Source organism: Klebsiella sp. 141153 (genome assembly GCF_032601995.1).
In the GTDB taxonomy this organism is placed as follows: domain Bacteria; phylum Pseudomonadota; class Gammaproteobacteria; order Enterobacterales; family Enterobacteriaceae; genus Klebsiella; species Klebsiella aerogenes.
The window spans coordinates 393654-419350 of record NZ_JAQIRJ010000001.1 but is presented as its reverse complement, the minus strand read 5'-3'; the positions used below and the strand labels follow the sequence as shown (position 1 = coordinate 419350).

General features: G+C 55.7%; 23 protein-coding genes. 7 read left to right on the top strand and 16 right to left on the bottom strand.

Features of this window, described 5'->3' with window-relative positions:
- Positions 1–50: 50 nt before the first annotated feature.
- Entirely contained in the window at positions 51–1232 is a 1182-nt protein-coding gene (araJ, locus tag PGS10_RS02050) for an MFS transporter AraJ (protein WP_316422340.1), read from the top strand.
- Here araJ and PGS10_RS02045 read toward each other — a convergent pair whose 3' ends face one another.
- From PGS10_RS02045 to adhP, 7 genes are all read right to left on the bottom strand, one after another.
- Entirely contained in the window at positions 1233–2324 is a 1092-nt protein-coding gene (locus PGS10_RS02045) for an alkylhydroperoxidase domain protein (RefSeq protein ID WP_316422339.1), read from the bottom strand.
- 9 nt (positions 2325–2333) lie between these two features.
- Complete coding sequence (locus PGS10_RS02040) at positions 2334–3320, bottom strand: putative FMN-dependent luciferase-like monooxygenase (RefSeq protein ID WP_165430697.1); 987 nt, start codon at positions 3318–3320, stop codon at positions 2334–2336.
- Positions 3320–4921, bottom strand: coding sequence for a dipeptide ABC transporter ATP-binding protein (locus PGS10_RS02035; protein WP_047048613.1), 1602 nt, complete (start codon positions 4919–4921; stop codon positions 3320–3322). The genes PGS10_RS02040 and PGS10_RS02035 overlap by 1 nt, the downstream gene beginning before the upstream one ends.
- Entirely contained in the window at positions 4918–5769 is an 852-nt protein-coding gene (locus tag PGS10_RS02030; RefSeq protein ID WP_316422338.1) for an ABC transporter permease, read from the bottom strand. The genes PGS10_RS02035 and PGS10_RS02030 overlap by 4 nt, the downstream gene beginning before the upstream one ends.
- A complete protein-coding gene (locus tag PGS10_RS02025; RefSeq protein WP_316422337.1) occupies positions 5766–6710 on the bottom strand; it encodes an ABC transporter permease in 945 nt (314 codons plus the stop codon). Before PGS10_RS02025 ends, PGS10_RS02030 begins: the two co-directional genes overlap by 4 nt.
- Before the next feature lie 9 nt (positions 6711–6719).
- On the bottom strand, positions 6720–8342 hold the full coding sequence (locus tag PGS10_RS02020) for a TIGR04028 family ABC transporter substrate-binding protein (RefSeq protein WP_316422335.1): 1623 nt from the start codon (positions 8340–8342) through the stop codon (positions 6720–6722).
- Between the two features lie 158 nt (positions 8343–8500).
- Complete coding sequence (adhP, locus tag PGS10_RS02015; protein WP_015366486.1) at positions 8501–9511, bottom strand: alcohol dehydrogenase AdhP; 1011 nt, start codon at positions 9509–9511, stop codon at positions 8501–8503.
- Positions 9512–9764: 253 nt separating this feature from the next.
- Here adhP and PGS10_RS02010 point away from each other — a divergent pair, with 253 nt between their 5' ends.
- Entirely contained in the window at positions 9765–10706 is a 942-nt protein-coding gene (locus PGS10_RS02010) for a bifunctional helix-turn-helix transcriptional regulator/GNAT family N-acetyltransferase (protein WP_047048599.1), read from the top strand.
- A gap of 46 nt (positions 10707–10752) precedes the next feature.
- On the opposite strand, the gene PGS10_RS02005 is transcribed toward PGS10_RS02010, so the two are convergent.
- The 9 genes from PGS10_RS02005 to PGS10_RS01965 form a co-directional block, all read right to left on the bottom strand.
- The gene (locus PGS10_RS02005; protein ID WP_047048594.1) at positions 10753–12468 is read right to left on the bottom strand and encodes an ABC-F family ATP-binding cassette domain-containing protein; all 1716 of its coding nucleotides are present in this window, start codon (positions 12466–12468) and stop codon (positions 10753–10755) included.
- 322 nt (positions 12469–12790) lie between these two features.
- A complete protein-coding gene (locus tag PGS10_RS02000; protein ID WP_047048592.1) occupies positions 12791–13204 on the bottom strand; it encodes an RbsD/FucU domain-containing protein in 414 nt (137 codons plus the stop codon).
- A 45-nt stretch (positions 13205–13249) separates the two neighbouring features.
- On the bottom strand, positions 13250–14014 hold the full coding sequence (locus PGS10_RS01995; protein ID WP_047048589.1) for an SDR family NAD(P)-dependent oxidoreductase: 765 nt from the start codon (positions 14012–14014) through the stop codon (positions 13250–13252).
- Between the two features lie 17 nt (positions 14015–14031).
- The gene (locus PGS10_RS01990) at positions 14032–15339 is read right to left on the bottom strand and encodes an MFS transporter (RefSeq protein WP_045394178.1); all 1308 of its coding nucleotides are present in this window, start codon (positions 15337–15339) and stop codon (positions 14032–14034) included.
- A 143-nt stretch (positions 15340–15482) separates the two neighbouring features.
- On the bottom strand, positions 15483–16529 hold the full coding sequence (locus PGS10_RS01985) for a LacI family DNA-binding transcriptional regulator (protein WP_316422333.1): 1047 nt from the start codon (positions 16527–16529) through the stop codon (positions 15483–15485).
- Between the two features lie 417 nt (positions 16530–16946).
- Positions 16947–17633: a glycosyl transferase gene (locus tag PGS10_RS01980; protein WP_316422431.1), complete on the bottom strand. Its 687-nt coding sequence runs from the start codon at positions 17631–17633 to the stop codon at positions 16947–16949.
- Positions 17634–17850: 217 nt separating this feature from the next.
- On the bottom strand, positions 17851–19548 hold the full coding sequence (locus PGS10_RS01975) for an NAD-dependent malic enzyme (RefSeq protein WP_015366493.1): 1698 nt from the start codon (positions 19546–19548) through the stop codon (positions 17851–17853).
- A 185-nt stretch (positions 19549–19733) separates the two neighbouring features.
- Positions 19734–19874, bottom strand: coding sequence for a stationary-phase-induced ribosome-associated protein (sra, locus tag PGS10_RS01970; protein ID WP_015366494.1), 141 nt, complete (start codon positions 19872–19874; stop codon positions 19734–19736).
- 174 nt (positions 19875–20048) lie between these two features.
- Positions 20049–20900, bottom strand: coding sequence for a Vmh family MBL fold metallo-hydrolase (locus PGS10_RS01965; protein WP_047048579.1), 852 nt, complete (start codon positions 20898–20900; stop codon positions 20049–20051).
- A 112-nt stretch (positions 20901–21012) separates the two neighbouring features.
- Here PGS10_RS01965 and PGS10_RS01960 point away from each other — a divergent pair, with 112 nt between their 5' ends.
- From PGS10_RS01960 to PGS10_RS01940, 5 genes are all read left to right on the top strand, one after another.
- Positions 21013–21897, top strand: a complete 885-nt coding sequence (locus PGS10_RS01960) for a LysR family transcriptional regulator (protein ID WP_047048576.1) — start codon at positions 21013–21015, stop codon at positions 21895–21897.
- A 44-nt stretch (positions 21898–21941) separates the two neighbouring features.
- Complete coding sequence (locus PGS10_RS01955) at positions 21942–22373, top strand: OsmC family protein (protein ID WP_316422331.1); 432 nt, start codon at positions 21942–21944, stop codon at positions 22371–22373.
- Between the two features lie 117 nt (positions 22374–22490).
- On the top strand, positions 22491–23360 hold the full coding sequence (locus PGS10_RS01950) for an oxygenase MpaB family protein (protein WP_063415540.1): 870 nt from the start codon (positions 22491–22493) through the stop codon (positions 23358–23360).
- A gap of 166 nt (positions 23361–23526) precedes the next feature.
- Complete coding sequence (locus PGS10_RS01945) at positions 23527–24453, top strand: cation diffusion facilitator family transporter (protein WP_045394190.1); 927 nt, start codon at positions 23527–23529, stop codon at positions 24451–24453.
- 69 nt (positions 24454–24522) lie between these two features.
- Entirely contained in the window at positions 24523–25467 is a 945-nt protein-coding gene (locus PGS10_RS01940) for a Dyp-type peroxidase (RefSeq protein WP_045394192.1), read from the top strand.
- Positions 25468–25697 lie beyond the last annotated feature (230 nt).

Genomic DNA, 25697 nt, shown 5'->3' with positions numbered 1-25697 from the left:
TGAAATCGGTTACACTAGCGTCGTGAATGCACATTAAAGTGACCGACTAGATGAAGAAAACGATTTTTTCCTTAGCGCTGGGAACCTTTGGCCTCGGAATGGCGGAGTTTGGCATCATGGGGGTATTGCCGGAAATCGCCCATGATGTCGGTATTACCATCCCCGCGGCCGGCAACATGATCTCCTGGTACGCCTTTGGCGTGGTGTTTGGCGCGCCTGTCATGGCGTTGTTTTCCAGCCGTTTTTCGTTGAAATCGGTGATGCTGTTCCTGGTGGCGCTATGTGTGGCAGGCAACGCGTTATTTACCTTCTCCTCAAGTTATCCCATGCTGGCGCTCGGTCGCTTTATTTCAGGTTTTCCTCACGGTGCTTATTTTGGCGTCGGGGCGATTATCTTGTCGAAAATCGCCTCGCCGGGCAGGGTTACCGCGGCGGTCGCCGGGATGATCGCGGGTATGACGGTGGCGAACCTGCTTGGCGTACCGGCTGGCACCTGGCTTGGCCATCAGTTCAGCTGGCGTTATACCTTCACGGCCATCGCGCTATTTGATGTGCTGGTGCTTTTGGCGATACTGCGCTGGGTGCCGACGCTATATGACAAATCCGCCTCCCGGCTCAGTGAACAATTCCATTTCCTTAAAACCCCGGCTCCGTGGTTTATTTTCGCCGCCACGATGTTCGGCAATGCCGGCGTTTTTGCCTGGTTTAGCTATATCAAGCCCTTCATGATGAATGTCTCCGGCTTTAGCGAGTCGGCGATGATGTTAATTATGATGCTGGTCGGATTGGGGATGGTTTTAGGTAATCTCTTTAGCGGCAGGATCTCAGGACGCTACAGTCCGCTGCGTATTGCGGCGATGACCAACGGCGTCATTGTCGCGGCGTTACTGCTCATCTTTGCCTTTGGCATGCAGCCGCTGGCTTCGCTGGCGCTGGCGTTTATCTGCTGCGCCGGGCTCTTCGCACTCGCCGCGCCGCTGCAAATACTACTGCTACAAAATGCCAGAGGCGGAGAAATGCTCGGGGCGGCGGGCGGGCAAATAGCGTTTAACCTCGGCAGCGCGATAGGCGCCTACTGCGGCGGAATGATGATTACCTTTGGCGCAGGTTGGCGTTCGGTGGCGCTGCCGGCGGCAGCGCTGTCGTTCCTGGCGATGAGCTCGTTACTGCTGTATGCGCGATATCAGCGGCGGGTAACGCGTCATCGCGTTACCCAGGCAGAGCAGGTCTGATTAATCCCGCCACGGTTCGCCAAGGGTTAGCATCAGGCGGTTAGCCCAGGCGAAGAATGCCGCCGATTGCAGCAGATCCAACTGTTCGACGATATCCAGACCCTGCAGCTCCAGCGCGCTGAGATGCGCTGAGGTTATCGCAGGTGGGGTAACGGAAAGCGCGGCGGCGGCGTCAATCTCCGCCTGCCAGCGCGGCCCTTGACCATCGCTGAGATTCTCCCCAGGCGTCACCGCCAGCAGGGTCTCCACCGCTCGCTCATCTTTTGCCAACTGCGCCGCCTTGCGCGCGTGTACCGACGCGCAGTAGATGCAGCCGTTGATTTTACTGGCCACCGTTGCCGCCAGTTCACGTTCGGCGCGCGGCAGGCCACCCGGCGTATAGAAGATCCCTTTATCGGTCAGCGTGCGCTGTTCAAGCACCGGTTGGTTGCGCGCCAGCAGGCGGAAGTAGGGGGAGTCACTGTGGCCGAACTGCGCCAGTAGCGCCTGCTCGACGGGATTAAATTCAGCGAGCGGCTTATCGGCAATCCACGGTTCCCAGTGTAATTCATCGCGCGTAAAGGCCACCGGCGCAGGTTTACCGCGGGCAGTCCTGGGATGAGTGTGCCAGTAGCCGGCAACCACCGGGGTCTCGGCTTCGGAAATTGATTTACCATTTAACAAACGCAAGCCGCTCAGTAATCGGCTTTGAAAACTGACAAACGCAATAAGCTGCGCCAGCGTCACAATGCCGCGCAGGCTCCAGCCCGCGTCGCTAAGCGTTTGTATCGCCGCTGGCGTCGCTTCCACCGGAGTAAAGGTCAGCAGGCGGGCAAATCCCAGCGCGGCGGCAAGCCGTGGGGTTGTCGGGTCGGCAAGGCCGAAACCGGCGTAATGCGCCGCCAGCGCATCTGCCTGATGAAGTCTGGCCACTTTTGCGGCGATGGCGAAACGTTCCTCGAGCGGAAAATCCTCATCCTGTTGGCTAAATAGCACCTCGTAACTTCCCTGGGCGTGGCGGGTCGCAGCGTCGCGCAAAGCGCGGGCCTTGCCCAGCGGTGAATCGGCGGCGATCTCCGCCAGTTCAGCCAAAATATCCTGACTTAAGCTCATAGCGACTCCTTATCTGAATTGCGGGGCAATGTGTTTAGCGATGAGTTCGATAGAACGCAACGTGTCCTGATGCGATGGCTCCACCGAATGGACCTGAAACGAAATGTCAGTCACCCGGGTTAGCACACTGTCTTTAGCCAGCGATGCAAGCACATGTGGCGCATCGCCAATGTGGGCATCCAACTGGCGAGCGTAATCCGTGACATTGTCACCAATAATTTCATGGCCGGCGGCGCGATGGGCTGCCGCCTGTTTACTTAATCCCGGCTCTGCGGCCTGTAGCGCGTACCCCTGGCTGTCGGCAATAAACGCGGTACGGGAGGCCAGAATTCGCGGCGACACGCCGGCAGGCAGCGCGGCGAGGTAGGCGTCGATAATCGGGTTCTGAATCGCATCCAGCGGCAGCTCGCTTTGACCTGGCGGGCGCGGCTGCGTGCGCGATAGCATCAACCCATGGCCGGATTTAGCGGCCCGAATAGCGCCTTCAATCGAAAAGGTGGCGATCCAAATCCGTTTTGCCAGCTGCGGCGCAGGCGGATAAAGATGGTTGTCCGGATGAGCCAACGTATCGCCGCGCCAGGCGCTTTCAATCAAATGCAGATGATCGGCGAAGATCGCGCCGCGTTGTTCGCAGGCCAGGCCAAAGGGGAGAAAAGAGGTTGGCGTCCCGCCGGAGCCAAAACCCACTTCCAGGCGACCCTCAGCGAGTAAATCCAGCACTGCCGCATCTTCCGCGACGCGCAGCGGGTTTTCCATCGGCAGCGTAATGATGGCGGTACCGAGACGGATCCGTTGCGTATGCGCCGCCGCATGGGCAAGAAACACCAGTGGCGACGGTAATCCGCCTTCATTTTCATGAAAATGGTGTTGCGCCACCCAGGCGCTATCAAAGCCCAGCCGTTCCGCGTGGCGGATCTGCTCCGTCGCCAGGCGATAGCGCTCTTGCGGCGCGGCGCGATCAAGTAGGCGGGTGAAAAATCCGAGACGTTTAGGCATCATGCAATCTCCATGCTGGGTGCGTGATAATGAGGAATGGCGGCGAGCAGCTCGCGGGTATAGTCGTGCTGCGGCGCGGCGAACAACTGCTTTACCTCGCCCTGTTCGATGACTTGCCCGGCGCGCAGCACCGTCACGCTATGGGCGATGCGACGCACAGTCGCCAGATCGTGGGTGATAAACAGATAACTCAACCCAAGCTGTTGCTGTAATTGCAGCAACAGGGCGAGAATTTGCGCCTGCACAGTGACATCCAGCGCTGAGGTGGCCTCATCGAGCACCAGAATCGTGGGCTCGAGGATCAGAGCCCTGGCGATAGCGACCCGCTGACGCTGGCCGCCGGATAGCTCGCGAGCGGTTCGGTTGAGTAGCTCCGGCGCCAGCGCGACGCGGGCGGCGGCGGACTCGACCCGCTGGCGCCGCGCATCTTTGGTCAGGCGCTGAAAATTCTTCAGCGGCTCTTCGATAATGTCGAACAAGGTCTGGCGAGGATCGAGTGAGGCGAAAGGGTTTTGATAAACAAACTGAATTTTGCGCCGCAGCTGGCGCTGGGCCTCGCGGCTCAATTGTCCGCTGGCAATACCGTCAATGGACACCTGTCCGCTATCGGCCTGCTCAAAACCCAGTAAGATACGGGCGAGGGTGGTTTTTCCTGAGCCCGATTCGCCGACCAGCGCATGGGTACTGCCACGCGGTAAAATAAAGCTTACGTTATTCAGCGCCTGCAGATGGCTGCCCCCTAACGCAAAGCGTTTGCTCACGCCTTCAACCCGTATTGCCGGCGTAACAAACGGGCGAATGGCGGTGGTTAAGTGCAGGTTTTGCCCCTGTAGATCGCACAGCAACTGGCGGGTATAGCCGTGCTGTGGGGTGCGGATAACATCTCCCGTGTTGCCCTGTTCCTGAATTTCACCGTGACGAAAAACTACCAGCCGGTTGGCACGCTGCGCCGCCAGCGCGAGGTCATGGGTGACAAATAGCACCGCGGTGCCGGATTCACGACGCAAATGATCGAGCAGATCGAGGATTCTTTTTTGTACCGTCACGTCGAGCGCGCTGGTCGGCTCATCGGCAATAATCAAATCCGGCTTCAGGGCGATGGCAATCGCGATCAGCACCCGCTGCTTCATACCGCCGGAGAGCTGGTGCGGATACTGGTCTACGCGCTGCTCCGGATGGCTTAAGCCGACTTTTTCCAGCAGGGCGATAACCTGCTCTCGACGCTCGGTTTTACTGTTTTTTTGATGCAGGCGGAGTATTTCGCCGACCTGCGCGCCGATGGTTTGCACCGGATTCAGCGAGTTGCCGGGATCCTGCGGCACCAGGCTGATTCTGGCCCCGCGCAGGCTATCCAGCCGCTTGCCTGACCAGCGGCTAATCTCTTCACCGTTGAGACGAACCGTCCCGGCATCGAGGCGGGCGTTTTCCGCCAGCAGGCCGATAATCGCCTGGGCGGTTGTGGTTTTGCCCGAACCGGATTCGCCGACGAACGCCAGCATCTCGCCGCGTTTAACCGTAAAACTAACCCGGTGAACCACTTCGCGCCACAACCCGCCAGAGCGGTAGCTGATGGTGAGGTTTTCTACGCTAAGCACGTTCATCGGCGCTCCCTGTTGAGTTGTTGGCTGATACGATTGGCTGCCAGTACCACGGCAATGACCGCGATTCCGGGGAAGGTGGTGAGCCACCAGGCGGTGGAAAGATAGTTACGCCCCTCGGCGATAAGTAATCCCCATTCCGGCACCGGCGGCGGAGTGCCATAGCCGAGAAAACTCAGGGTTGAGAGGGCAAGAATAGCCTGGCCGAATTGGAGGGTGGCGAAAGCCAGCACCGGCGAAAGCGAGTTAGGCAGAATATGCCGCCAGAATACGGACAAAAAAGTGCCTCCGCTTCCGTAGGCTGCTTCGACATAGTCGCTGTGACGAATGCGCACGACTTCGGCGCGCGACAGTCGGGCGAAACTGGCGATAGCGGCAACGCCAACCGCCATGGCGGCGTTCAGGGTGCCAAAACCGAGCAGTATGATTACCGTTAGTGATAGCAGGAGCGAGGGAATAGCCAGCAGAATATCGACAATCCGCATGACGACCGCTTCGACCCGCCCGCCCAGCGCGCCGGCAACGGTGCCCAACGCCGTGCCGACAACCAGTCCCATAGCGACGGCGGCCAGGGCCGCGGACAGCGAATGCCCTGCGCCGTAGACGATTCGGCTCCACACATCGCGACCGAGCTGGTCGGTACCCAGCCAGTGTCCCGCCTGCGGCGCCAGACGCTGGGCGCCAGCGATGCCGTCGAGCGGATTAAACGCGGTAAACCATTGCGGCGCGAAAGCCATTAGTACCGCAACCGTCATCACCGACCATGCCAGCCACAGTCCAGGCTGGAAGGAAAAACGGCGCCAGTTCACCGGACGGCGTCGTGCCGCCGAGGCATAATCGACCAGACTCATAGCGCACCTCCGCGCAGGGGTTTTAAGCGCGGGTCGAGCATCGGCATCAGCAGATCGACCAGCAGATTGATCGCGACAAAGCCCAGCGCTGAAATCATCACCACGGCCTGAAGAATGGCAATGTCCTGATTATTCACCGCCTGCTGCGTCAGTTGGCCGAGCCCGCTGCGGCCAAAAACGGTTTCGGTAATTAAGGCCCCGGCGATCAGTTCTCCCAGCAGCAGGCCGGCAATGTTTAATGTCGGCAACAGAGCATTGCCGGTGACATGCCGCCATAACACCCGCGTTTCGCTCATTCCCTTGGCGCGAGCAACGGCAACGAAGGGTTGTGCGGCGATGTGATCCATGGTGCGTAACAGAATTTGCGCCAGCGGCGCGGAAATCGGTATCGCCACCGCGATAACGGGTAGCACCAGGCCTTGCAGAGGTCCGGGATTGATAACCGGGACCCAGTGCAATTGGAATGAAAAGATCTGGATTAAGGCGATGCCGAGCCAAAAGGTCGGCAGTGAAATAAACAGCACCGGCAACGACTGTAGCAGATTGCTGATACCGCGTAGCCCCGGCAAACGCGAAGCGATAGCGATCGCAAAGGCCAGCAGAACCGCCAGCGCGAAGGCCGGCAACGCCAGCGCCAGCGTGTCGGGTAAATTGCTGGCAATCAGGGAACTGACAGGCAGTCCCGCCTGGAGTGAATAGCCGAAATCCCCCTGCAGCATGGCCAGCAAGGTATGCAAATATTGCCGCCACAGCGGGCTGTCTGCACCATAGGCCACACGCATTTCGGCGATCTGTTGCGGGCTCAGCCCCAGATCGGGGTTCTGAAACTTAATCAAAATCGCGTCGCCGGGAAGTACCTGCAGCAGAAAAAAGGTCAGGGTGAAGGCCGCCCACAGCACCAGCACGCCTTGTGCCAACCGTCGCCAAAGATAGTGGCTCATGGCGCCCCCTTAGTGTTTATCCAGCCATACGCCGTAAAACGACGGACGGCCTACGGCTTCAAAACGTACGCCTTTTACCCATGACGCGCCGGCAAAGACCTGCGGTTCTTCAAAGATAGGAATGACGTAGGCGTTATCCAGCAGGTAACGCTGTGCATCGCCAGTTAGCTGCAGACGCTTTTGCCCATCCACTTCGGCAGAGATTGCGGTTAACAGGGCGTTGAGCTTATCGTCACGGAAGGATTTTACTTTGTCGCTCGAACCGCCCTGTTGCAGCAAGGCATCGCGATTAGCCGGGAAGAACATACTTTTCACCACGTCCGGGTCGGCGCGACCAACTTCAGAAACGGTTAATGGCGTTTTCAGCGGGTCGAGATTATCCAGTACCCGGCTGCCGGCGTCGCCGGCTTTCACGCTTAAGGCCACGCCAACCTGACGCCACTGCTGCGCGACCAGCTGTAGCACCTCTTTGTTCTGCGGCTGCGGCAGGGATTCATAGACGGTGAGCGCCAGCCGCTGTCCCGCTTTTTGCCGGATACCATCCGCGCCCGGGATCCAGCCCGCCTCATCCAGCAGCTGTTTGGCTTTCTGCTGATCGAAGGCCAGTTTGTCGCTTAAGTCGACGTATCCCGCGGCGGTGCGGGCGATGACGGAACTTGCCTGCGGATAGTTAGGTGAGAAAAGGGTCTCGACAACCTGTTTGGCGTTGGTAGCATGCAGTAGCGCCTGGCGTACCCGCAGGTCGGCAACCAGCGAATTATCAGGGCGGAAGCTCAGGCTATCGTTAACGCCGCGCGTCGGCGCGGCATAAATATTAAAGCCCTGGTCGGTCGCCTGTTTTTCATCATAGGCCTGCACCTGGCGAATAAACCCGGCCTGTCCCGCCAGCAGCGCGCCAATACGTACGCTATCTTCCGGCGTGACGATATAGGTAATACCGTCGAGGTTCGCCGGGCCTTGCTGAGCAAGATTTTTCGGCCCCCACTGATAATCTTTCCGCGCCACCAGGGTTAGTTCGCGTCCGGGTTTTTCATCTTTTACCGTAAAGGGGCCGGAACCAATGATATGGCGGGCATCGCCCAGCGCCTCAAAACTTCGCGCCAGGGTGCTGAGGGAAACCAGCCCGGAGCCAATCGTCGCGGTACCTTGCAGGAATCCCGGTGAGGGTTTTTTGAAGTAGAATTTGACGGTCAATGGATCGATGACTTCGCTACGATCGTAATTGTTGATCACTTCGGAAACCGGCAGACGTAGGGCTTTATTGCCCAAACCGTAGGTATCAAAATTCTTTGCGACCGCGTTGGCATCGAGTGGGGTGCCGTCAGAGAAAGTGACGCCAGGTCGCAGCTTAAAGGTATATTCGGTCTTATCGTCGTTGCTAGTCCAGCTTTCGGCGATCCACGGCTCGATAGCTAGCGTTTCCGGGTTCTGCCAGGTCAGCTTGTCGGTTATCTGATTGAGGATCCCGCCGTTAGGGTAAAAACCGCCGGCCGGCGGATAGAGATTGGTGTGCGGCTGTTGTTCCAGATAAATTAAGGTGCCGCCTTTGATCGGCGTTTGCGCGGCCGAAACTGAAAATGCGCCTGCGATAAAAAGGGCGGCAAGCGTAGCCAGGCGAAAGCGATTTTGCATGGTGAATTCCTTTGTTATCTATTGTCTTGCCATCATCGGGCGCGACGGAATACAAAGGAACCAACGATTTGCGCTAAGCATTTGCGAATTCTGACTATTCCCAACATGCGGGAATAGTCAGCAGGTTAGACTTTTTCGTCTGGCAGAGTCAGACAGAATTAACGGCGGAAATCGATAACCATGCGGCCGCGGATTTGGCCCTGTTCCATCTCCTTAAAGATGGCGTTGATATCGCCAAGCGGGCGCAGAGTGACTTTCGGCACCACTTTGCCTTCGGCGGCAAACTGGAAGGCTTCAATCAGATCCTGACGGGTACCGACCAGCGAACCCACTACTTCAATACCGTCCAGCACCAGGCGAGGGATATCCAGGCTCATCGCTTCCGGCGGTAGGCCAACGGCGACGACGCGGCCGCCGGCGCGAACCGCATCTACGGCGGAGTTAAATGCCGCTTTAGCAACGGCGGTAACCACGGCCGCGTGGGCGCCGCCGGTTTTCTCCTGAATGATTTTGGCGGCGTCTTCGTTGCGGGAATTAACCGTCAGGTCGGCGCCCATCGAGGCGGCAAGCTCCAGCTGTCCGTCGTTGACGTCAACGGCGATCACTTTGGCATTAAAGACGTTTTTGGCATATTGCAGCGCCAGGTTACCCAGGCCGCCGAGGCCATAAATGGCAATCCACTGGCCGGGTTTGATGTGTGAGACCTTCACCGCTTTATAGGTGGTGACGCCGGCGCAGGTGATGCTGCTGGCGGCGGCCGAATCCAGTCCATCCGGCACTTTGACCGCGTAATCAGCGGTGACGATGCACTCTTCGGCCATCCCGCCATCGACGGTATAGCCGGCATTTTTCACCGAGCGGCACAGGGTTTCGTTGCCGCTATTACAGTATTCGCAGTGGCCGCAGCCTTCGAAGAACCAGGCCACGCTCGCGCGATCGCCCGGCTTCAGCGACGTCACGCCAGGGCCGACTTTTTCCACGATGCCGATGCCCTCATGGCCAAGAATGACGCCGGTTTTATCGCCGAAATCGCCGTTTTTCACGTGCAGGTCAGTGTGGCAGACCCCGCAGCATTCCATTTTCAGCAGCGCTTCGCCATGCTCCAGCGGGCGTAACTTTTTGTCGGTTACATCAATCTGGTGGTCGTGGGTGACTACAGCAGCTTTCATGCGTTTCTCCTTGTTAATGATACGAAGGTGCTAACAGCGAAAATAATACTCATTAAGGATTAGATCTTATGTCGCTAATTACAAGCGGTATGGTTGGGAATGGGGGGATTTGCCGCATATTTGGCACAATATTCATCCGTTTATACTAATTTTAGGGGGCTTAATCGGCATTGCGCTACGTGCGTCAGGGTGATTGACAGGGTGAGCGAATGGTGGTTGTATGATGCAACTATCTTGATTCATGGATGTCACCATGTCTGACACTTTACTTATCGATCAAATTCGTTGCGCATCACGATTGATGGTGCGCGAGCTCGGCTTTATGAACAGCACGCTGGCGGCCACCGACTATTCACCTTCAGCGGTGCATGCGCTGCTGGAGATTTCTAATCATGGCGCGATGACCGCCGCGCAACTGGTGCAGGTATTGGGGCTGGATAAATCGAGCGTCAGCCGCATGCTATCGCGCCTGCAGACCGCTAACGAGATAGAGGAAAATGGTTGTGTTGATGACGGGCGTTTTAAACAACTCTCATTGACAACCAAAGGGCAGGCGACGGTCGCCCGCATTCATGAGTACGGCGCCATGCGGGTGATTGAGGCGCTGGCGCATTTGGATAGCGCACAGCAGCAGATCGTTGCCGAGGGGTTGACGGCCTATTCGTGGGCGCTTGAGCGCTGTCGTCAGCAGCCGGTCACGAGCAGACCAAACGACATCACGATAGTCACCGGCTATCAGCCGGGAATGATTGGCCGCATTGCGCAAATGCACGGTGAGTATTACGCCCGGCATTACGGCTTTGGCCATTTTTTTGAAGGTAAAGTCGCCAGCGGTCTGGCTGAATTTTCTGGCAGGCTGAACAATCAACGTAACCAGATTTGGCTGGCGGTCAAAAATGGCGTCGTCGTCGGCTCTGTCGCCATTGATGGCGAAGACCTCGGTAATAATGAAGCGCATCTGCGCTGGTTTATTCTCGGCGATGGCTGTCGTGGCAGCGGCGTGGGGCGGCGCTTGCTGACTGAAGCCATCAACTTTTGTGATAATCAGCGCTTCGATGCGGTTCAGCTATGGACATTTAGCGGCTTGCAGGCGGCGCGTAAATTATATGAATCCTTTGGGTTTACGCTGAGTAAAGAGTGGCGGGGCGATCAATGGGGGAAGACCATGCTTGAGCAACAGTTTACCCGCCGCTAAAGCCGTCATGCCACCGGGGCGCTAAAGCTCCGGTGGCATAAGCGTGTTAACTCAACTGTATATTAATTTCCTCAATCTCCTGACGCCACTGCGCCTGTAGCTGCGGTTTCTGATGCTTCGGCTTACGCTGCAGATCGTCCGCCAATAACTGCTCCAGCATCACCAGACGTTCCAGCAGATCCTCTTGCAGGTCGTCGACGGTCGTCGCCTGCGGCGGCGTTTGGGTCGCCGGGCTCTGAAGGCGCTCGTTGCCGCGCAGACGGGTGTACACCTCGTCGACGTCGTGCCACTCGCTTAACCCGTCTTCATCAATTAACCAGAAGCGGTTACAGCTCTGGCTGATGAGCTGTCGATCGTGGCTCACCAGCAGCAGGCCGCCGGGATATTCCCGCAACGTCGCCGCCAGCGCCTCTTTACCCTCCATATCCAGATGGTTGGTGGGTTCATCGAGCAGCAGAAGGCTATAGCTTGCCAGCGACAGGCCGACAAACAGCAGTCGCGAACGTTCGCCGCCGCTGAGAGTGCTGACCTTCTGCCCGTGTCGCGCCCAGCCGAAGCCGGCGGAAATCAGCGCCCGCTTGCGCGTTTCCGGTGAAGGCTCAAAGGGCTCCAGCGCCTCCAGCAGGCTGGCCTCATCCGCCAGTTGATGCAGGGTTTGATCGTAATAACCCGCATGGAGCCGCGGATGTAAACGCAGGCCGGCTTCGCTAGCCGGTTGCTGCATTTGCCGCCATAACAGGCGCAGCAGCGACGATTTCCCGCCGCCGTTGCGACCCATTATCGCTACCCGGTCGCCGCTTTGCAGCCGCGCCACACCGGTGGTGAACAGGGCGGGAAGACCCGGCGCCGGCGGAACGGGGAGATTTTCCATCTCCAGCAGGCGATCGGCGCGAACGGCGTCGCCATGCACCTCAAGACGCCACGGCGTGCCGGCGGTGAGTTCCGTCTGGCTATCCTTCAGGCGTGAAACCTGCCTTTCCATCTGCTTGGCTTTACGCGCCAGATCTTCGTTATCGTAAACCCGGCCCCAGATGGCCAGCCGTTTGGCGCTGGCAGCGACGCGGTCGATCTCCTTTTGTTCCGCTTTGTGGCGCAGAGCATCGCTTGCATCTTGCTCTTCCAGCGCCCGACGGGCGGCGCTGCAGGGGAGTGAGAAAGCGTGCAGCGTTTTATCGCGTAAAATCCAACTGGTATTAGTTACAGCATCCAGTAAGAGGTTATCGTGCGACACCACCACGAAGCTCCCCTGCCAGGTTTGTAAAAAGCTTTCCAGCCACAGCAGGGTCGGCAGATCGAGATGGTTGCCTGGCTCATCCAGCAACAGCAAATCGGGTTGTTGGATCAAGGCGCGGGCAAGCAACAGACGGGTATGCTGTCCGCCGCTCAGGGTGGCGGCTTGCTGTTGGGTCTGTTGAACGGTAAAACCCATTTCAGCGAGCAGCCGCTCCGCTTGCCAGCGCAGCGAATCCCGTTCGCCAGGCGCCAGTTTTTCCAGTACCACCTGTAATAACGGTTGGCTGAGTAGGGCATCAGGAAGATGTTGTTCTACTCGCGCCAGCAGGCAGTGATTAGCCCGCGATACGCTGCCAGAATTCGGCGTGAGAGTGCCGTCGAGCACCTGCAATAGCGTGCTTTTGCCGCAACCGTTATAGCCAATCAGGCCAATGCGATCGCCTTTTTTCAGGGTAAAGGAGAGGTCGTTGAAAAGTGGGCCAAAGGCCGTATCAACGTGGAGAGATTGTGCGCTTAAAAGTGTGCTCATTGTGAACTTACTCAAGAGTTACAGGCATGAGAATGCCTCGTCAAACATCGCTGACGATAACCCGGTAAGCCCGAGGAAGGGATTTAGTCGTTGGCTTCTTCGCTCAAGCTAAAGTTATCGCAGCACGATACCGATAACGCTTGAGCTGGCGCGATCGCCAAATGTATGTGAAACATTAAACAGTTCACAGTACAGCATAGGGGTCCTCCTTATTTTTTCAGTAGGTTGATGGATGCAGGGAGTGTAGTGCCTAAATTGTCTTTTGACCAGATACCAGCATTGAGGATCGCGCCGCCGGACTTATCGGCGGCGGGTACGACGATTAGGCCGGGGCCACGGTGAGAAGTAGGTTGGCAAAACGACGCTGTTCGCCGGAAGCAATGACCAGTTGGGTCAACGGCAGCCGGGACTTAGCGTAGAACGCCTGGCGTTCGACAAATTCAAGCGGGCAGTTTGTCGGTAGAAGCTCCCGATATTCACTGGCGATGGTGTTAGTGAATTCCGGGGGCGATGCCATCAGCGTCGCGTGTTCGACATTAACGCAGGTAAGCAGTTTTTCGACGATATAAGTTGCCGGTACCATGCCTGGCGCGAGGTTGAGATGAATCAACGTGGCATCGGCATTGGCATTAACGCGACAGGCATAATTGCTATCCGCGATGAGAATTTGTGATTTATGGCCGCAGCTCGCCAGAGCAGCCAGCAGTTGTGGATGGATAATTTCGAATTTGATCATCAGGAACTCCCTGGCGGGCGGCAATCTCTGGCCGCCCGGTTTGCATTACATGCGATAAATTCCGCCGTTAATATCGATAGTGGCGCCGGAGATAAATCCGTCATACTCGCCGGCAAGGAAAGCAATGGCGCGGGCGACGTCATCTGGCGTTCCCGCGCGCTTTAGCGGAATTTGTCGGATGGTTTCATCAGCCGATGCCTGTGTGGTGTGGCGGTTATGAAAACGGGTGCCGAGAATAAGCCCCGGCGCAACCGCATTGACGCGTACGCCATGCTCGCCCAGTTCAGCCGCCAGAGAGCGTGTCCAGGTCAGGATGGCCCCTTTTGTGGTTGAATAGGCAAGAGATCCGGCATGCCCGCCGGAGCGCCCAGCCAGCGAGGCGAGGTTAATGATGCTGGCGCCATCCGTTGCCGATTTGAGCCAGGGAAGCGCCGCCTGGGTGACGTTAAGCATGGTGGTCATATTGACGTCTAACACCGTTTGCCAGAACTGACGGTCAATTTCGCCAAGCCACTTACGCCCGACGATGCCGCCGACGTTATTCACCAGGATGTCAATGCCGCCGAGGAATTCCGCGGCGGCCTGCACGCAGGCGGTCGCGTCCTCAGTGTCAATCAAGTCCGCATAGCGCCAGGCCGCTTTTTGCCCTCGCGCGCTGGCGATAGCCGCCAGCGCTTGCGGGCCTTCTTCACCGCTGTGATAGTGTAAAAAGACATCGCATCCCGCCAGAATCAGTTTTTCCGCCGTAGCCCAGCCGATACCTTGTTCAGAGCCGGTGATAAATGCTTTTTTACCAATAAGAGTTCCCATGATGTTTCCTTAAATTTTCAGGATTGAATGACGCCTTCGCGCTGTCTGGCGCAGTAGAAAATGCAAATCAGGCCGGTGATTAGCAGGCACATGGCGAGGAATATCAGACCCGGCGTGCTGCTGTGGCTGAAGTCGTTAAGGAGGCCGACCACGTAGGGGGCGACGAAGCCGCCCAGGTTGCCGATACAGCTCACTACGGCGAGCCCCGCGGCCGTCGCCGCGCCCGCCGAGACGTTGGCAGGCATCGATAAGAAACACGGTACCGCGGTATAGATACCAATGGCGGCAATGGTCAGGAATGAGAGTGAAACCGCGACGTTGTACTTGAAGAACACCACCGCGCCGGCGAGTCCTAATGCGGCGACGACCATGCTGATACCGGCAAAAACGGCGATTTTTCGCGTTTTACTCGCCAGCATGCTCCATGGATAAACCAGTAGCGCCGCCAGGCCGTAGGGGATGAGGGCAATCATACTAACGCGCAGAATGTCATCGCCGGAAATGGCGGTAATAATCGACGGTAGCCACATTCCGAAGCCGTAAATCCCGCAAACCATCCCGAAGTTCAGCAGTGCATAAAGCAAATATTTGGGATTTTTAATACCGCTGGCGAACTCAGCCAGCGAGACTTTACTACCTGATTTTGAACGGTTCGTACTACTCATTAACCACGCTTTTTCTTCAGCGTTGAGATAGCCGACTTCCTGTGGTGAATTCTTGATAATAAAAGGGATGAACAGGCCAATAACGATCGGCGGAATACCTTCGAGGATAAATAACCACTGCCAGGATTCAAGGCCAAACCAGCCGTTATCGATATGCAGAATTAAACCTGAAATCGGTGAACCGACGGCGTTGGATAGCGGCTGAACAATAATGAACATGCCGAGAATTTTGGTCCGCCAGGCGGGCGGAAAAAAGATCGTGAAGTAGTACACCACCGAAGGAAAGAAACCGGCTTCGCACACGCCGAGCATAAAACGACAGATATAGAGTTCGGTCGGCGTTCTGACGAAGCCCATCAAGGTGGCAAATATTCCCCAGGTTATCAGAATACGCGCGAACCACAGCCGCGGACCGAACTTAATCGTGCCGGCGTTGCTGGGGATTTCAAACATAAAATAACCGATGAAAAATATTCCCGAAGCAAAGCCAAAGGCGGTGGCCGTCAGACCAAGGCTATCCTCTAACGCCATTGCGGCGTAGGCCATATTATTACGATCAAGAAAAGCCAGAAAATAAAGCAATATCATTAATGGAACAATGTGCCATGTCAATTTCTTAATGGCGCTCTTTTCTATATTTTGCGCAGATTGTAGGTTCATCATTATTTCCGGTTATACTCGTTAAAGTACAAAAGAATGGGATGGGAATCCCGACATTAATATGCGTATTGAGTCTAAAAGGGTGTAAGCCTCCCTGCTGATAATAAATATTATCTGCATCGTGTTATTTATTTATAAAACAACTATGGTTGCTTTATTCTTACCGACTGGCGCTGAATCACTTCCGGAGCGAAGATAAATTCGTCGGTTTGTAATCCCGGCTCAGCAATTCTCTGGACGAGCCGCTCTACCATCATCGACGCCATTGTCGAAAGCGGGGCCATTACCGAGGTAAGGCCGGGCGATGAGAGCGCTGAGAGGGCGATGTTATCGATGCCAATGACCGAAATATCTTCCGCAATTCTCAGGCCCTGCGCGCGGAGCCCAACCATCATGCCGATGGCTAACGCATCGTTAATCGCCACCACGCCATCCACTCGCGGCGTGCGGGCACTAATTTTTTGCGCCAGACTTACGCCCAGTTCGAACATCTCGGCGTCGCCGAATTCCCGATTGCCTCTGCCTTCTATCACCACGCCTCTTGCCGCTGTTCCGCTTTGGGCAAGCGCGGACTGAAAGCCGAGGATTTTATGGCTGCGCCCTAGCGTTAACCCGCTTTCGGTGGCAAAGACGATATTGCGGCAACCGTTGTCCAGCAGATGTTGCGCCGCCAGACGTCCCGCTTCAACGTTGTCCATTGAGACACTATCGAAGTAGCGCGCCCGAGGCGGGACGCTTTCGGCCAGCCGATTGTCATAGCTAATAATGGTCATGCCTTGTTCGGCTGCACGTACAAAGTGGGTTTTGCGTACGTCGCTGGCGGCGACGATCAATCCGCGTACGCCATGCAAAAACATATCCGCGATAAATGCCGACTCCTCGGCGGCATCGCGGAAGCAAATGCCTAATAAAAGGCGATGGCGAAAAGCGCGCGCGGCAGTATCCAGTTCATGTGCCAGCGCTGAAAAGCTCGGATTGACGATAGACGGTACCATCAGGCCGAGCATTTTGGTTGCTGAATCGGCGACCGGCGGGGCGCAACGCGGCGGGCGGTAATTTAACTCAGCCATCGTTTTGACTATCCGCTGTCGGGTCTCTTCGCGCATCTGCTGTGTGCGATTATTAAGTACGTTGGACACGCTACTAATTGACACCCCGGCCCGACGGGCGACATCACGAATATTCGCCATACCTAAACCTTCTGTTTTTGCTGCGCGCTTATTTCAGCACCGCGTTATCTGATTGCTAATTTATCGGCGACCGGGTAAGCGGGCAAGACCTTTACTCGCGGATGAGCGAGTTAATAAAGCATATGTGAAGCCACTCGTAAGGATGGACGGGTGTTTAGTAAACACGGCGATAAATATTGCAATAAAGTGGAGCAGACAGGTACGGGTTTATTGCCGATGACGGCAGTTTGAGATGTCGCACGGAACAAAGGGGCTTGCTGAGGCTGCAACCAGGGCAGGAGTGACCTGTTTGCACTCCTGCCAGCTGACTTAACGGGTGGTTGGCTATTAACTCGTCTGTGATAGTGAAGTCGCGTTTACCAGTAATAGTGGCATTCCGCGCCAGCCAGACATGTTTATGTCGGTTTTCGTCGTATTTTACTCATCGTTCTTTTTTTGCGACGCTGACGGGGGATTTTGAGTGGCAATCCGCTGGGCACTGTAGAGTGTTTCTTTAGAGAGTCCTTCAATATCCGTAATTTGTCTACAGTTCGCGGCCATTACCTGCGGATCATCGTCCGGGTACCAGCTTTCATAGAAGCCCAGAGTTGAAAAACTTGAATATTGTTCGACTTTGCAGCGCCAGGCGCTTTTAATATTATATTTGCTAAAATCCCAACTGGAGTCTTTAGTCTCGACAAATGTTTCGTATTTAATTGTGTTATTAAGATAAATACGGGTTATTCTTTCTCGCCAGAATATAGAAGTATGATAACTATTGTGGCGACTGTACTGAATGCTCAAGTCTTCGCCCGGTGTCACTTCTGGATGCAGAAAAACAAAGATGCCTGCGCAGAGAAACAAAATTGCAGGGATGATAGGGTGGTGCAGAAGGTGAAAGTTGATTTTTCGAACAAGCAAAAGCCATATTAGAGGGGCGATAAAAATATATAGCAACGCAAAAAAGAATTTACTGGGTGAATATATAATAAGACCAACGAGAGTACCGGTTGCGGTTTTTTCCGGGTCGGCATCGGGTATGATTCGCCACATATCGCCACTAAAGAGAGAGAGACCCGCGAAGATAGCAGTAAGACCTATCAGGATTAATACGACGCGGATCATTGTCTGTGTGTTTTTGTTTTCTTTGAAAGTCACATTTTCCACTTTGCATTCCTTTGTTTGATGTGGGGGTGGAAAATGTTGCATGGGTAAGGAAAAGTAGCAAGTGTTTTTATTTATATATTGGTGTAAGAAATATCAGAACGAAAAATATAAATAAGCGGCAGGCGAATTAGACAAAAAAACCGGGCCGATATTTGGCCCGGTTAGAGATTACGTATTAAATTGAGGTTCGGCGATAGTTGCGATATTCCGGCTGCCAGAAATTATCGCTAATGGCCTGCAGCAGCGCCTCGGCCGATGTTTTCACCGCCACGCCCTGTTCCTGAGCCACTTTACCGACAGCGAACGCAATAGCGCGCGACACGGCCTGAATATCTTTCAGTTCCGGCAGTACAGGACCTTCGCCGTTATTCACCAGCGGCGAGTGGTTGGCTAAGGTTTCGCTTGCCGCCATCAGCATCTCGTCGGTGACGCGCGATGCCCCCGCGGCGATAACGCCAAGGCCGATACCCGGGAAGATATAGGAGTTATTACACTGCGCGATGGCGTACTGCTTGCCTTTAACCGTCACCGGGGTGAACGGACTGCCGGTGGCCACCAGCGCTTCGCCGTCGGTCCAGGTCAGGATGTTCTGCGGTGTGGCTTCAACGCGGGAGGTCGGGTTCGACAGCGGCATGACGATCGGGCGCGGACAATGCTTGTGCATTTCACGAATAATTTCTTCCGTGAACAGCCCCGGCTGGCCGGAAACGCCGATCAGAATATTCGGCTTCACGTTACGCACCACGTCAAGCAGCGAGAGCGCTTCGTTGGTCGTATCCCAACCTTGCAGGTTTTCGCGCTTCTGCACCAGCTTGCTCTGGAACGACAGCAGATTCGGCATGCCGTCGGTCAACAGGCCAAAGCGGTCCACCATAAATACGCGCTGGCGGGCTTCCTCTTCGCTCAACCCTTCGCGCATGATTTGCGCGATGATCTGTTCAGCAATACCGCAACCGGCGGAGCCCGCGCCGAGGAAGACAATTTTTTGCTCGCTGAGCTGGCTGCCCGCGCCACGGCTGGCGGCGATCAATGTGCCGACGGTGACCGCCGCGGTGCCCTGAATATCATCGTTAAACGAGCAAATCTCGTTACGATAGCGGTTAAGCAGCGGCATGGCGTTTTTCTGCGCGAAATCTTCAAACTGCAGCAGCACGTCTGGCCAACGGTTTTTGATGGCCTGGATAACGTCATCAACGAATTGATAATACTCGTCGTCGGTCACGCGCGGATGACGCCAGCCCATATACAGCGGGTCGTCGAGCAGTTGTTGGTTGTTGGTGCCGACATCCAGCACGATAGGCAGGGTGTAGGCCGGGCTGATACCGCCGCAGGTGGTATAGAGCGACAGCTTACCGATAGGGATGCCCATCCCGCCGATACCCTGGTCGCCGAGACCGAGAATACGCTCGCCGTCGGTCACCACGATCACTTTGACGTTATGGTTCGGTACGTTTTGCAGGATATCGTCGAGGTTGTGGCGATTCTGATAAGAGATGAACACGCCGCGCGCGCGACGGTAGATTTCCGAGAAACGCTCACAGGCGGCGCCGACGGTGGGGGTATAGATAACCGGCATCATCTCATCGAGATGATTACCAATCAGGCGATAAAACAGGGTTTCGTTGGTGTCCTGGATGTTGCGCAGATAAATGTGCTTATCGATCTCGGTTTTAAATCCCTGATACTGGATCCACGCGCGTTCAGCTTGTTCTTCGATGGTTTCGACCACTTCCGGCAGCAGGCCCAGCAGGTTGAAGCTGCTACGCTCTTCCATGCTGAAGGCGCTTCCTTTGTTGAGTAACGGAAACTCAAGCAGAACCGGGCCAGCGTAGGGGATATAAAGAGAACGGTTTTTTTTATAGATGAATTGCATCGCACTAACTCCTTGATGTTCACTTCAGACCCGGGCGCGGCGATAAGCGATCGGGCTGGCAGGAAATGCAGCGGGCAGAGTATAGAGCAGATGGTAACAAAAGAAGGATGCGAAGCGTGGGATTGTCTTAAAAAAACACCATCCTGTTTAGCGGATGGTGTTTTTATCATCACTCAGCTGGAAAATTAACCACCGCGGCGTTTGCGGCCCGTAGCATGGATATGGTTAACGGTAGTTTCTTCGTCGCCTTCCAGCACCACTTTTTTCTGGCGTGAAAGCTTGTAGTTCAGACCGAGAAGATGACGTGCCTGATGGTTCGATTTCATTCTTACTCCTTAATCCTGTTCTGGTTTCAAGGACAAGCCCGACGCAAGCCGGACGAAACGTAACCCTAAGTACGCCGCGCTTTTTAACGCGACGGGATTATCGTGGTCCATTTTTTTGCGAATAGCAACCTTGCGTCGGCAGATTAAGAGCGTTCTCGATTCAGGCGCGGGCGATTACCACTTCATTTCGCCGGTGTTCACTTTCGCGCTCAGCTCCAGCGAACTTTCTTCAGCGAGACCCGGATATTGCGCCTGCATGGCTTTGATGACGCTGGCGGAATCTTTATGAGCTTTCAGCGCCTGCTCGAATTTCTCCAGATAGTCGCGGGTAAAGACGATAGCCTTGTCGCCCGCCGGCGGCGTGCCGAGGTAGTGGCCCGGGATCACCTGTTGCGGATGCAGCGCGGCCATATCGTTAAGGGTCTGGCGCCACTGTTGACGGCTCGCCGCGCTTTGGGTATCGGCGGTCCAGACGTGCATGCCCCAGGCGACGCCGGTGCCGCCAAGAATCGCTTTATTCGCCGGGATCCAGACGAACGCGCCGTAGTTCTGCGGCTGACGAATTTCCACTTTCTCGCCGTCGATGGTGAAGCTATCTGCGGCTAATACCTGTGGAACATAGACCTGCTTCGGCGCGCCGTCTTTCATCTGCGGGCCCCAGTAAGCCAGCTTCGCCGCTTTGGTCTCTTCAATATGCTTAACCACTTGAGGGGTCGCCACCACTTTGGCCTGCGGGAAGGCTTTTACCAGCGGCTCGAGGCCAAAATAGAAATCCGGATCGCCGGAGGTGATCACAATGTGCGTGAGCTTCTTACCGCTTTTGTTGATCATCTCAACCAGCTTTTCACCATCCTTAACGCTGAACTGGGCGTCAAAAAGCACCGCCTCGTGCGGGCCGGAGGCCAGCGTGGAGTTCACCGCGAAGATCGCGTTCTCCTGCGGGTTGTAGGTTTGCAGGGTCAACGGCGCGGCAAAAGTGGTGGTGCTGAACAGGGCGGTGGCGATGGCCAGGGCAGATACTTTCATGTTGGTTTTCTCTCTTTCAGGTGAATAGGTTTATTTTACGTCATTCTTGATTTGCGAAAATTCCTGAAAAAAGAGATGCTGAGTTTCATAAAACGTGCAGATGGATACGGATATGGATCGAGTGATCGCCGCCCAGGTATATATGCGGATATGCGAGCTGGGCAGTTTGAGCGCGGCGGCCAGGGCGCTTGGTATGTCGCGGCCGATGGTGAGTCGCTATCTGGAGCAGATGGAACACTGGGCCGGAACCCGGCTCATTCATCGTTCGACGCGCAAACTGACTTTAACCAGCGCTGGCGAAAAGGTTTTGCAGAAAACGCGTAGCCTCACGCAATTGGCGGATGAGATCGCGGGGCAGACGGAACGCGCGGTGCCGAGCGGCACGCTGCGGGTCGCCTGCGCGCACTTTACCGCCATGCAGTTGCTCTCACCGCTGCTACCGGAGTTTTTGGCCCGCTACCCGCAACTGCGTCTCGAACTGGATATCAATAACCATCCGGTGAGTCTGATTGGCGAGCGTATCGATGTCGCCATCCGGATCACCGATAATCCGGAGCCGGGGGCGATAGCGCGGCGGCTTGGCATTTGCCGCTCGGTACTCTGCGCCTCGCCGAGGTGGCTACAGCAGCATGGCCAGATAAATTCGCCGGAGGAGCTTAGTCAACATAACTGTCTGCACTATAGCCATTTCGCCACCCCGACATGGCAGTTTACCGATCCGCAGGGTGAACCCGTGTCGGTGGCCGTCTCCGGCAATCTGAGCGCCGGGATCTCCTCTCTGCTGATGGAAGCGGCGGTTGCCGGATGCGGCATCGCCATGCTGCCGGAACTGGAAGCCCGGCGCGCGCTAAACAGCGGCGCGCTAAAGCAGGTGCTGCCTGGATATACGCCAAAATCCCTGGCCGTCTATGGCATCTATCTGTCACGGGATTATCAGCCCAGCGCGCTGCCGTTGTTTCTGGAGGCCATTCAGCAACAGTTGGCTCAGGTCAGCTAGAGCTGTCTATACTTACTCCTTTAACGTCAAAAAGGAGTGAAACGATGGCAATTCATAAGAAAGGTCAGGCGCATTGGGAAGGGGATCTGAAAAGCGGTAAAGGCACCGTCTCGACGGAAAGCGGCGCGCTGAACCAACAACCTTATGGTTTTAATACCCGCTTTGAAGGTGTTAAAGGGACTAACCCGGAAGAGCTTATCGGCGCGGCCCATGCCGCCTGCTTCTCAATGGCGCTGTCATTAATGCTCAGCGAAGAGGGCTATACGGCGACCTCTATCGATACCGTTGCGGTGGTTACGCTGGATAAGAGCGGCGGCGGTTTCGCCATCACCAAGATTGCGCTGCAGAGCAATATTGTCCTGCCGGGTATCGACAAAACGGCCTTTGATCCGATTATCCAGAAAGCCAAAGCTGGCTGCCCGGTTTCGCAGGTCCTGAAAGCCGACATCTCCCTCGATTATCAGCTCAACGCTTGATCCGTGGCGTGCCCGCGGGAACGCGGGCGCGTTGGCGTTTAAAGTCACCGTCGGCAAATGCCTGCCGCCGCGAATGGTGTTATGTTGGTGGCGTTACGGATAGCGACGGGCAACGCAATGACCAGCATACGCGGCATGATTGAATCACAGGTCCTGGGTTTAACCGGGATGGCGTTAAAAGAGATTGATTTTGAAAACCCGAAGGGCGAGCCGGGCTTATTTGGCCCGCAGTCGGCTATCTGGCAGGTACACGGCGACTTTACCTCAATGCTCTGCGGCGGCATTAGCGCGCTATTATTGCAGATGCTGCATCCGCTGGCGCTGGCCGGTGTGTGGGATCATTCGCGTTTTCGCGAGGATATCTTTGGACGTTTGCGCCGCACCAGTCAATTTATCTCAGCCACCACGTTTGGCGCTACCGCAGATGCCGAAAGATTAATCGCCAAAGTGCAGGGGATCCATCAGCGCATCAGCGGCGTTGCGCCGGACGGCACACCCTATCGCGCCAGCGATCCGGCGCTCTTAACCTGGGTTCACGTGGCCGAGTGCAGCAGCTTTATGGCCTCTCATCTGCGTTATAAGCGCACCATCGTTACTGCCGCGCGTCAGGAGCAATACTACCGCGAAGCGGCGGAGGTCGCCCGTCGGCTTGGCGCCGAAGACATCCCCGAAACGCCACGTCAGGTGGCGGAGTATTTGCAGGATATGCGCCCACAGTTACGTTGTGATGAGCGAACGCAAGAAGTGGCGCAGGTGCTGCTCAACACCCGTCTGCCGGGCCGTCTAAGCCAGCCGGTAGGGCGCTGGATGATGGTCGCCGGAATCGATCTGCTCCCCGATTGGGCGCAGCAGATGCTGGCGATCCCCATCAATCCGCTGCAGCGGCGAACCGCGAGAGTGGCGGTCAATGGCGTAGCGCGGGTGCTCCGCGCCTCGGTGCGAAATGGGGCTTATCATTGCGCTATGCGTCGAATGGCAACGTCATAAAATAAAAAAATAGCCGCTCAATGTCGGCTATTTTTAAAGCGCAATCATTCTCATTTATATATTATAACTCAGGCTATTTATTTTAAATTTATTATCAACAAGCCATTAATATTGAATATCGCTGATTCATATCAGGCTATCATCCACACTTTATTCGGGAGGGATGATGGAAAATAAAAACCAACAGAATGATAATAAATATCATCAGCGTTCACAGGCCGCGCGTAAAAGCACCCTGGTCAGCGTCGTGGTTAATCTGTTTTTATCGACCGGGCAAATTATCGCTGGCCTGTTTTCAGGATCGCAAGGGCTTATTGCCGATGGCATCCACTCTCTTTCCGATTTAATTGCTGATTTTGTGGTTCTGATTGCCAATAAGAAAAGCCGTAAACCTTCCGACAGCGATCATCATTATGGCCACTGGCGCTACGAAAATGGCGCGTCGCTGATATTGGGCGCGATTTTAATGGTTGTCGGCGTCGGTATGTTGTGGTCGGCGGTGGATAAACTACTCCATCCGGAAACCATTCAATCCGTGCATATTACGGCACTTTGGGTGGCCCTGACGGCGCTGATCGCAAAAGAGACGCTGTTCCGTTACATGCTGGCGGTAGCAAAGCGCATTCAATCGTCATTATTAATTGCGAACGCCTGGCATGCGCGCTCGGATGCGGCATCGTCGGTAGTGGTGGCGGTGGGGATCGTGGGTAACCTCGCCGGTATTGCCTGGTTGGATCCCGTGGCGGCATTGTTAGTAGGGGTATTGATTACACGAATGGGTTACACTTTTGCCGGCGATGCTTTACATGATTTAATGGATCGCTCGGTCGACGCGCAAACCCAGAATGCGATACGCGACACCATCGCCGCAACCGGCGGCGTAGTGGGTTTGCATGATCTAAAAACGCGTAAGGCGGGCGACCTGATCCTCGTCGATGTCCATATTGAAGTTCCGGGCGAGCTGTCGGTTCGTGCAGGCCATGCTATCGCGCTGGCGGTGCGGGAAAATGTGCTCGCGCGCCATGAGGTGCTACAGGTGATGATTCACATTGATCCATACGAAGCGCCCGGCGGCGAACTGGCTCACGCGTAAACAACTTTCGACTCCTGCCTGCAGGAGCCAACGCTACCTTGCCGTTAATTGGCAATAACAGAGGATGATATGAAAATTAACGAACCTCAGGCGATTACTTTACCGCTGCCGCGAACGGCGATATTCATCGTCGCGACCGTAGCGCGCAGCGCTGAGAGCCTGAGCCGCGTGCGCGACTGGTGCGATGATTTTGCCGCGGTGGTGCGTTCCGTTGGTACCCGCATGCCGGAGGCGGGGATTTCCTGCATCTGCGGATTTGGCGCTGAGATCTGGCCGCAGTTGTTTGGTCAGCCCACCCCGCAGCAGCTGCATCCTTTCCGCCGCGTGGGCAGCGGAGAGCGCGTGGCGGTCTCTACGCCGGGCGATCTGCTGCTGCATATCCGTTCCGATGATATGGGGCTTAGCTTCGAGCTGGCGACGCAGTTGATGGATAAACTGGGTGACGCGGTGACGGTTGTCGATGAAGTTCACGGCTTCCGCTATTTCGACCGTCGGGCGATGATTGGCTTCGTTGACGGCAGTGAAAACCCGCAGGGGCGCGCGGCGGCGGATTTCACCATTATCGGCGAAGAAGACCCAGATTTCGCCGGGGGTAGCTACGTGATCGTGCAGAAATATCTGCACGATATGGCGGGCTGGAATGCGCTAACCGTCGAACAGCAGGAGCGTATTATCGGGCGTAAAAAAATGACCAACATCGAACTGGATGCCGACGTCAAACCAAGCTGTTCGCACAGTTCGCTGACCACGCTTGAAGAGAACGGCGAGGAGATTAAAATCCTGCGCGACAACATGCCGTTCGGCAAACCCGGGATGGGCGAGTTTGGTACCTATTTTATCGGTTATGCGCGCAGCCCGGCGCCCATCGAACAGATGCTGGAAAACATGTTCGTCGGTCGCCCGGCCGGTAATTACGATCGACTGCTCGATTACAGTCGCCCGGTTACCGGCAGTCTGTTCTTTGTACCTTCCGCGACGCTACTTGAAGAATTATCCAGCCGTCAGGCTGAATAACCCTGCATAATATCGGCCATTACGCCGCTACAGATGGTTTATTTCTCCGGCCTGCTTTGCAGGCCGTATATTGCGTGGAAAATAAAAACAGCCCATAATTAAAACACCATTAATTCATCGCTAATTAATGGCGGTTATCAACGCGATGTCGTGTTTGTGTACAATAAAATTAACCAATGGCTTAATAGATAATATCTATACCCTAAATAATTCGAGTTGCAGGAAGGCGG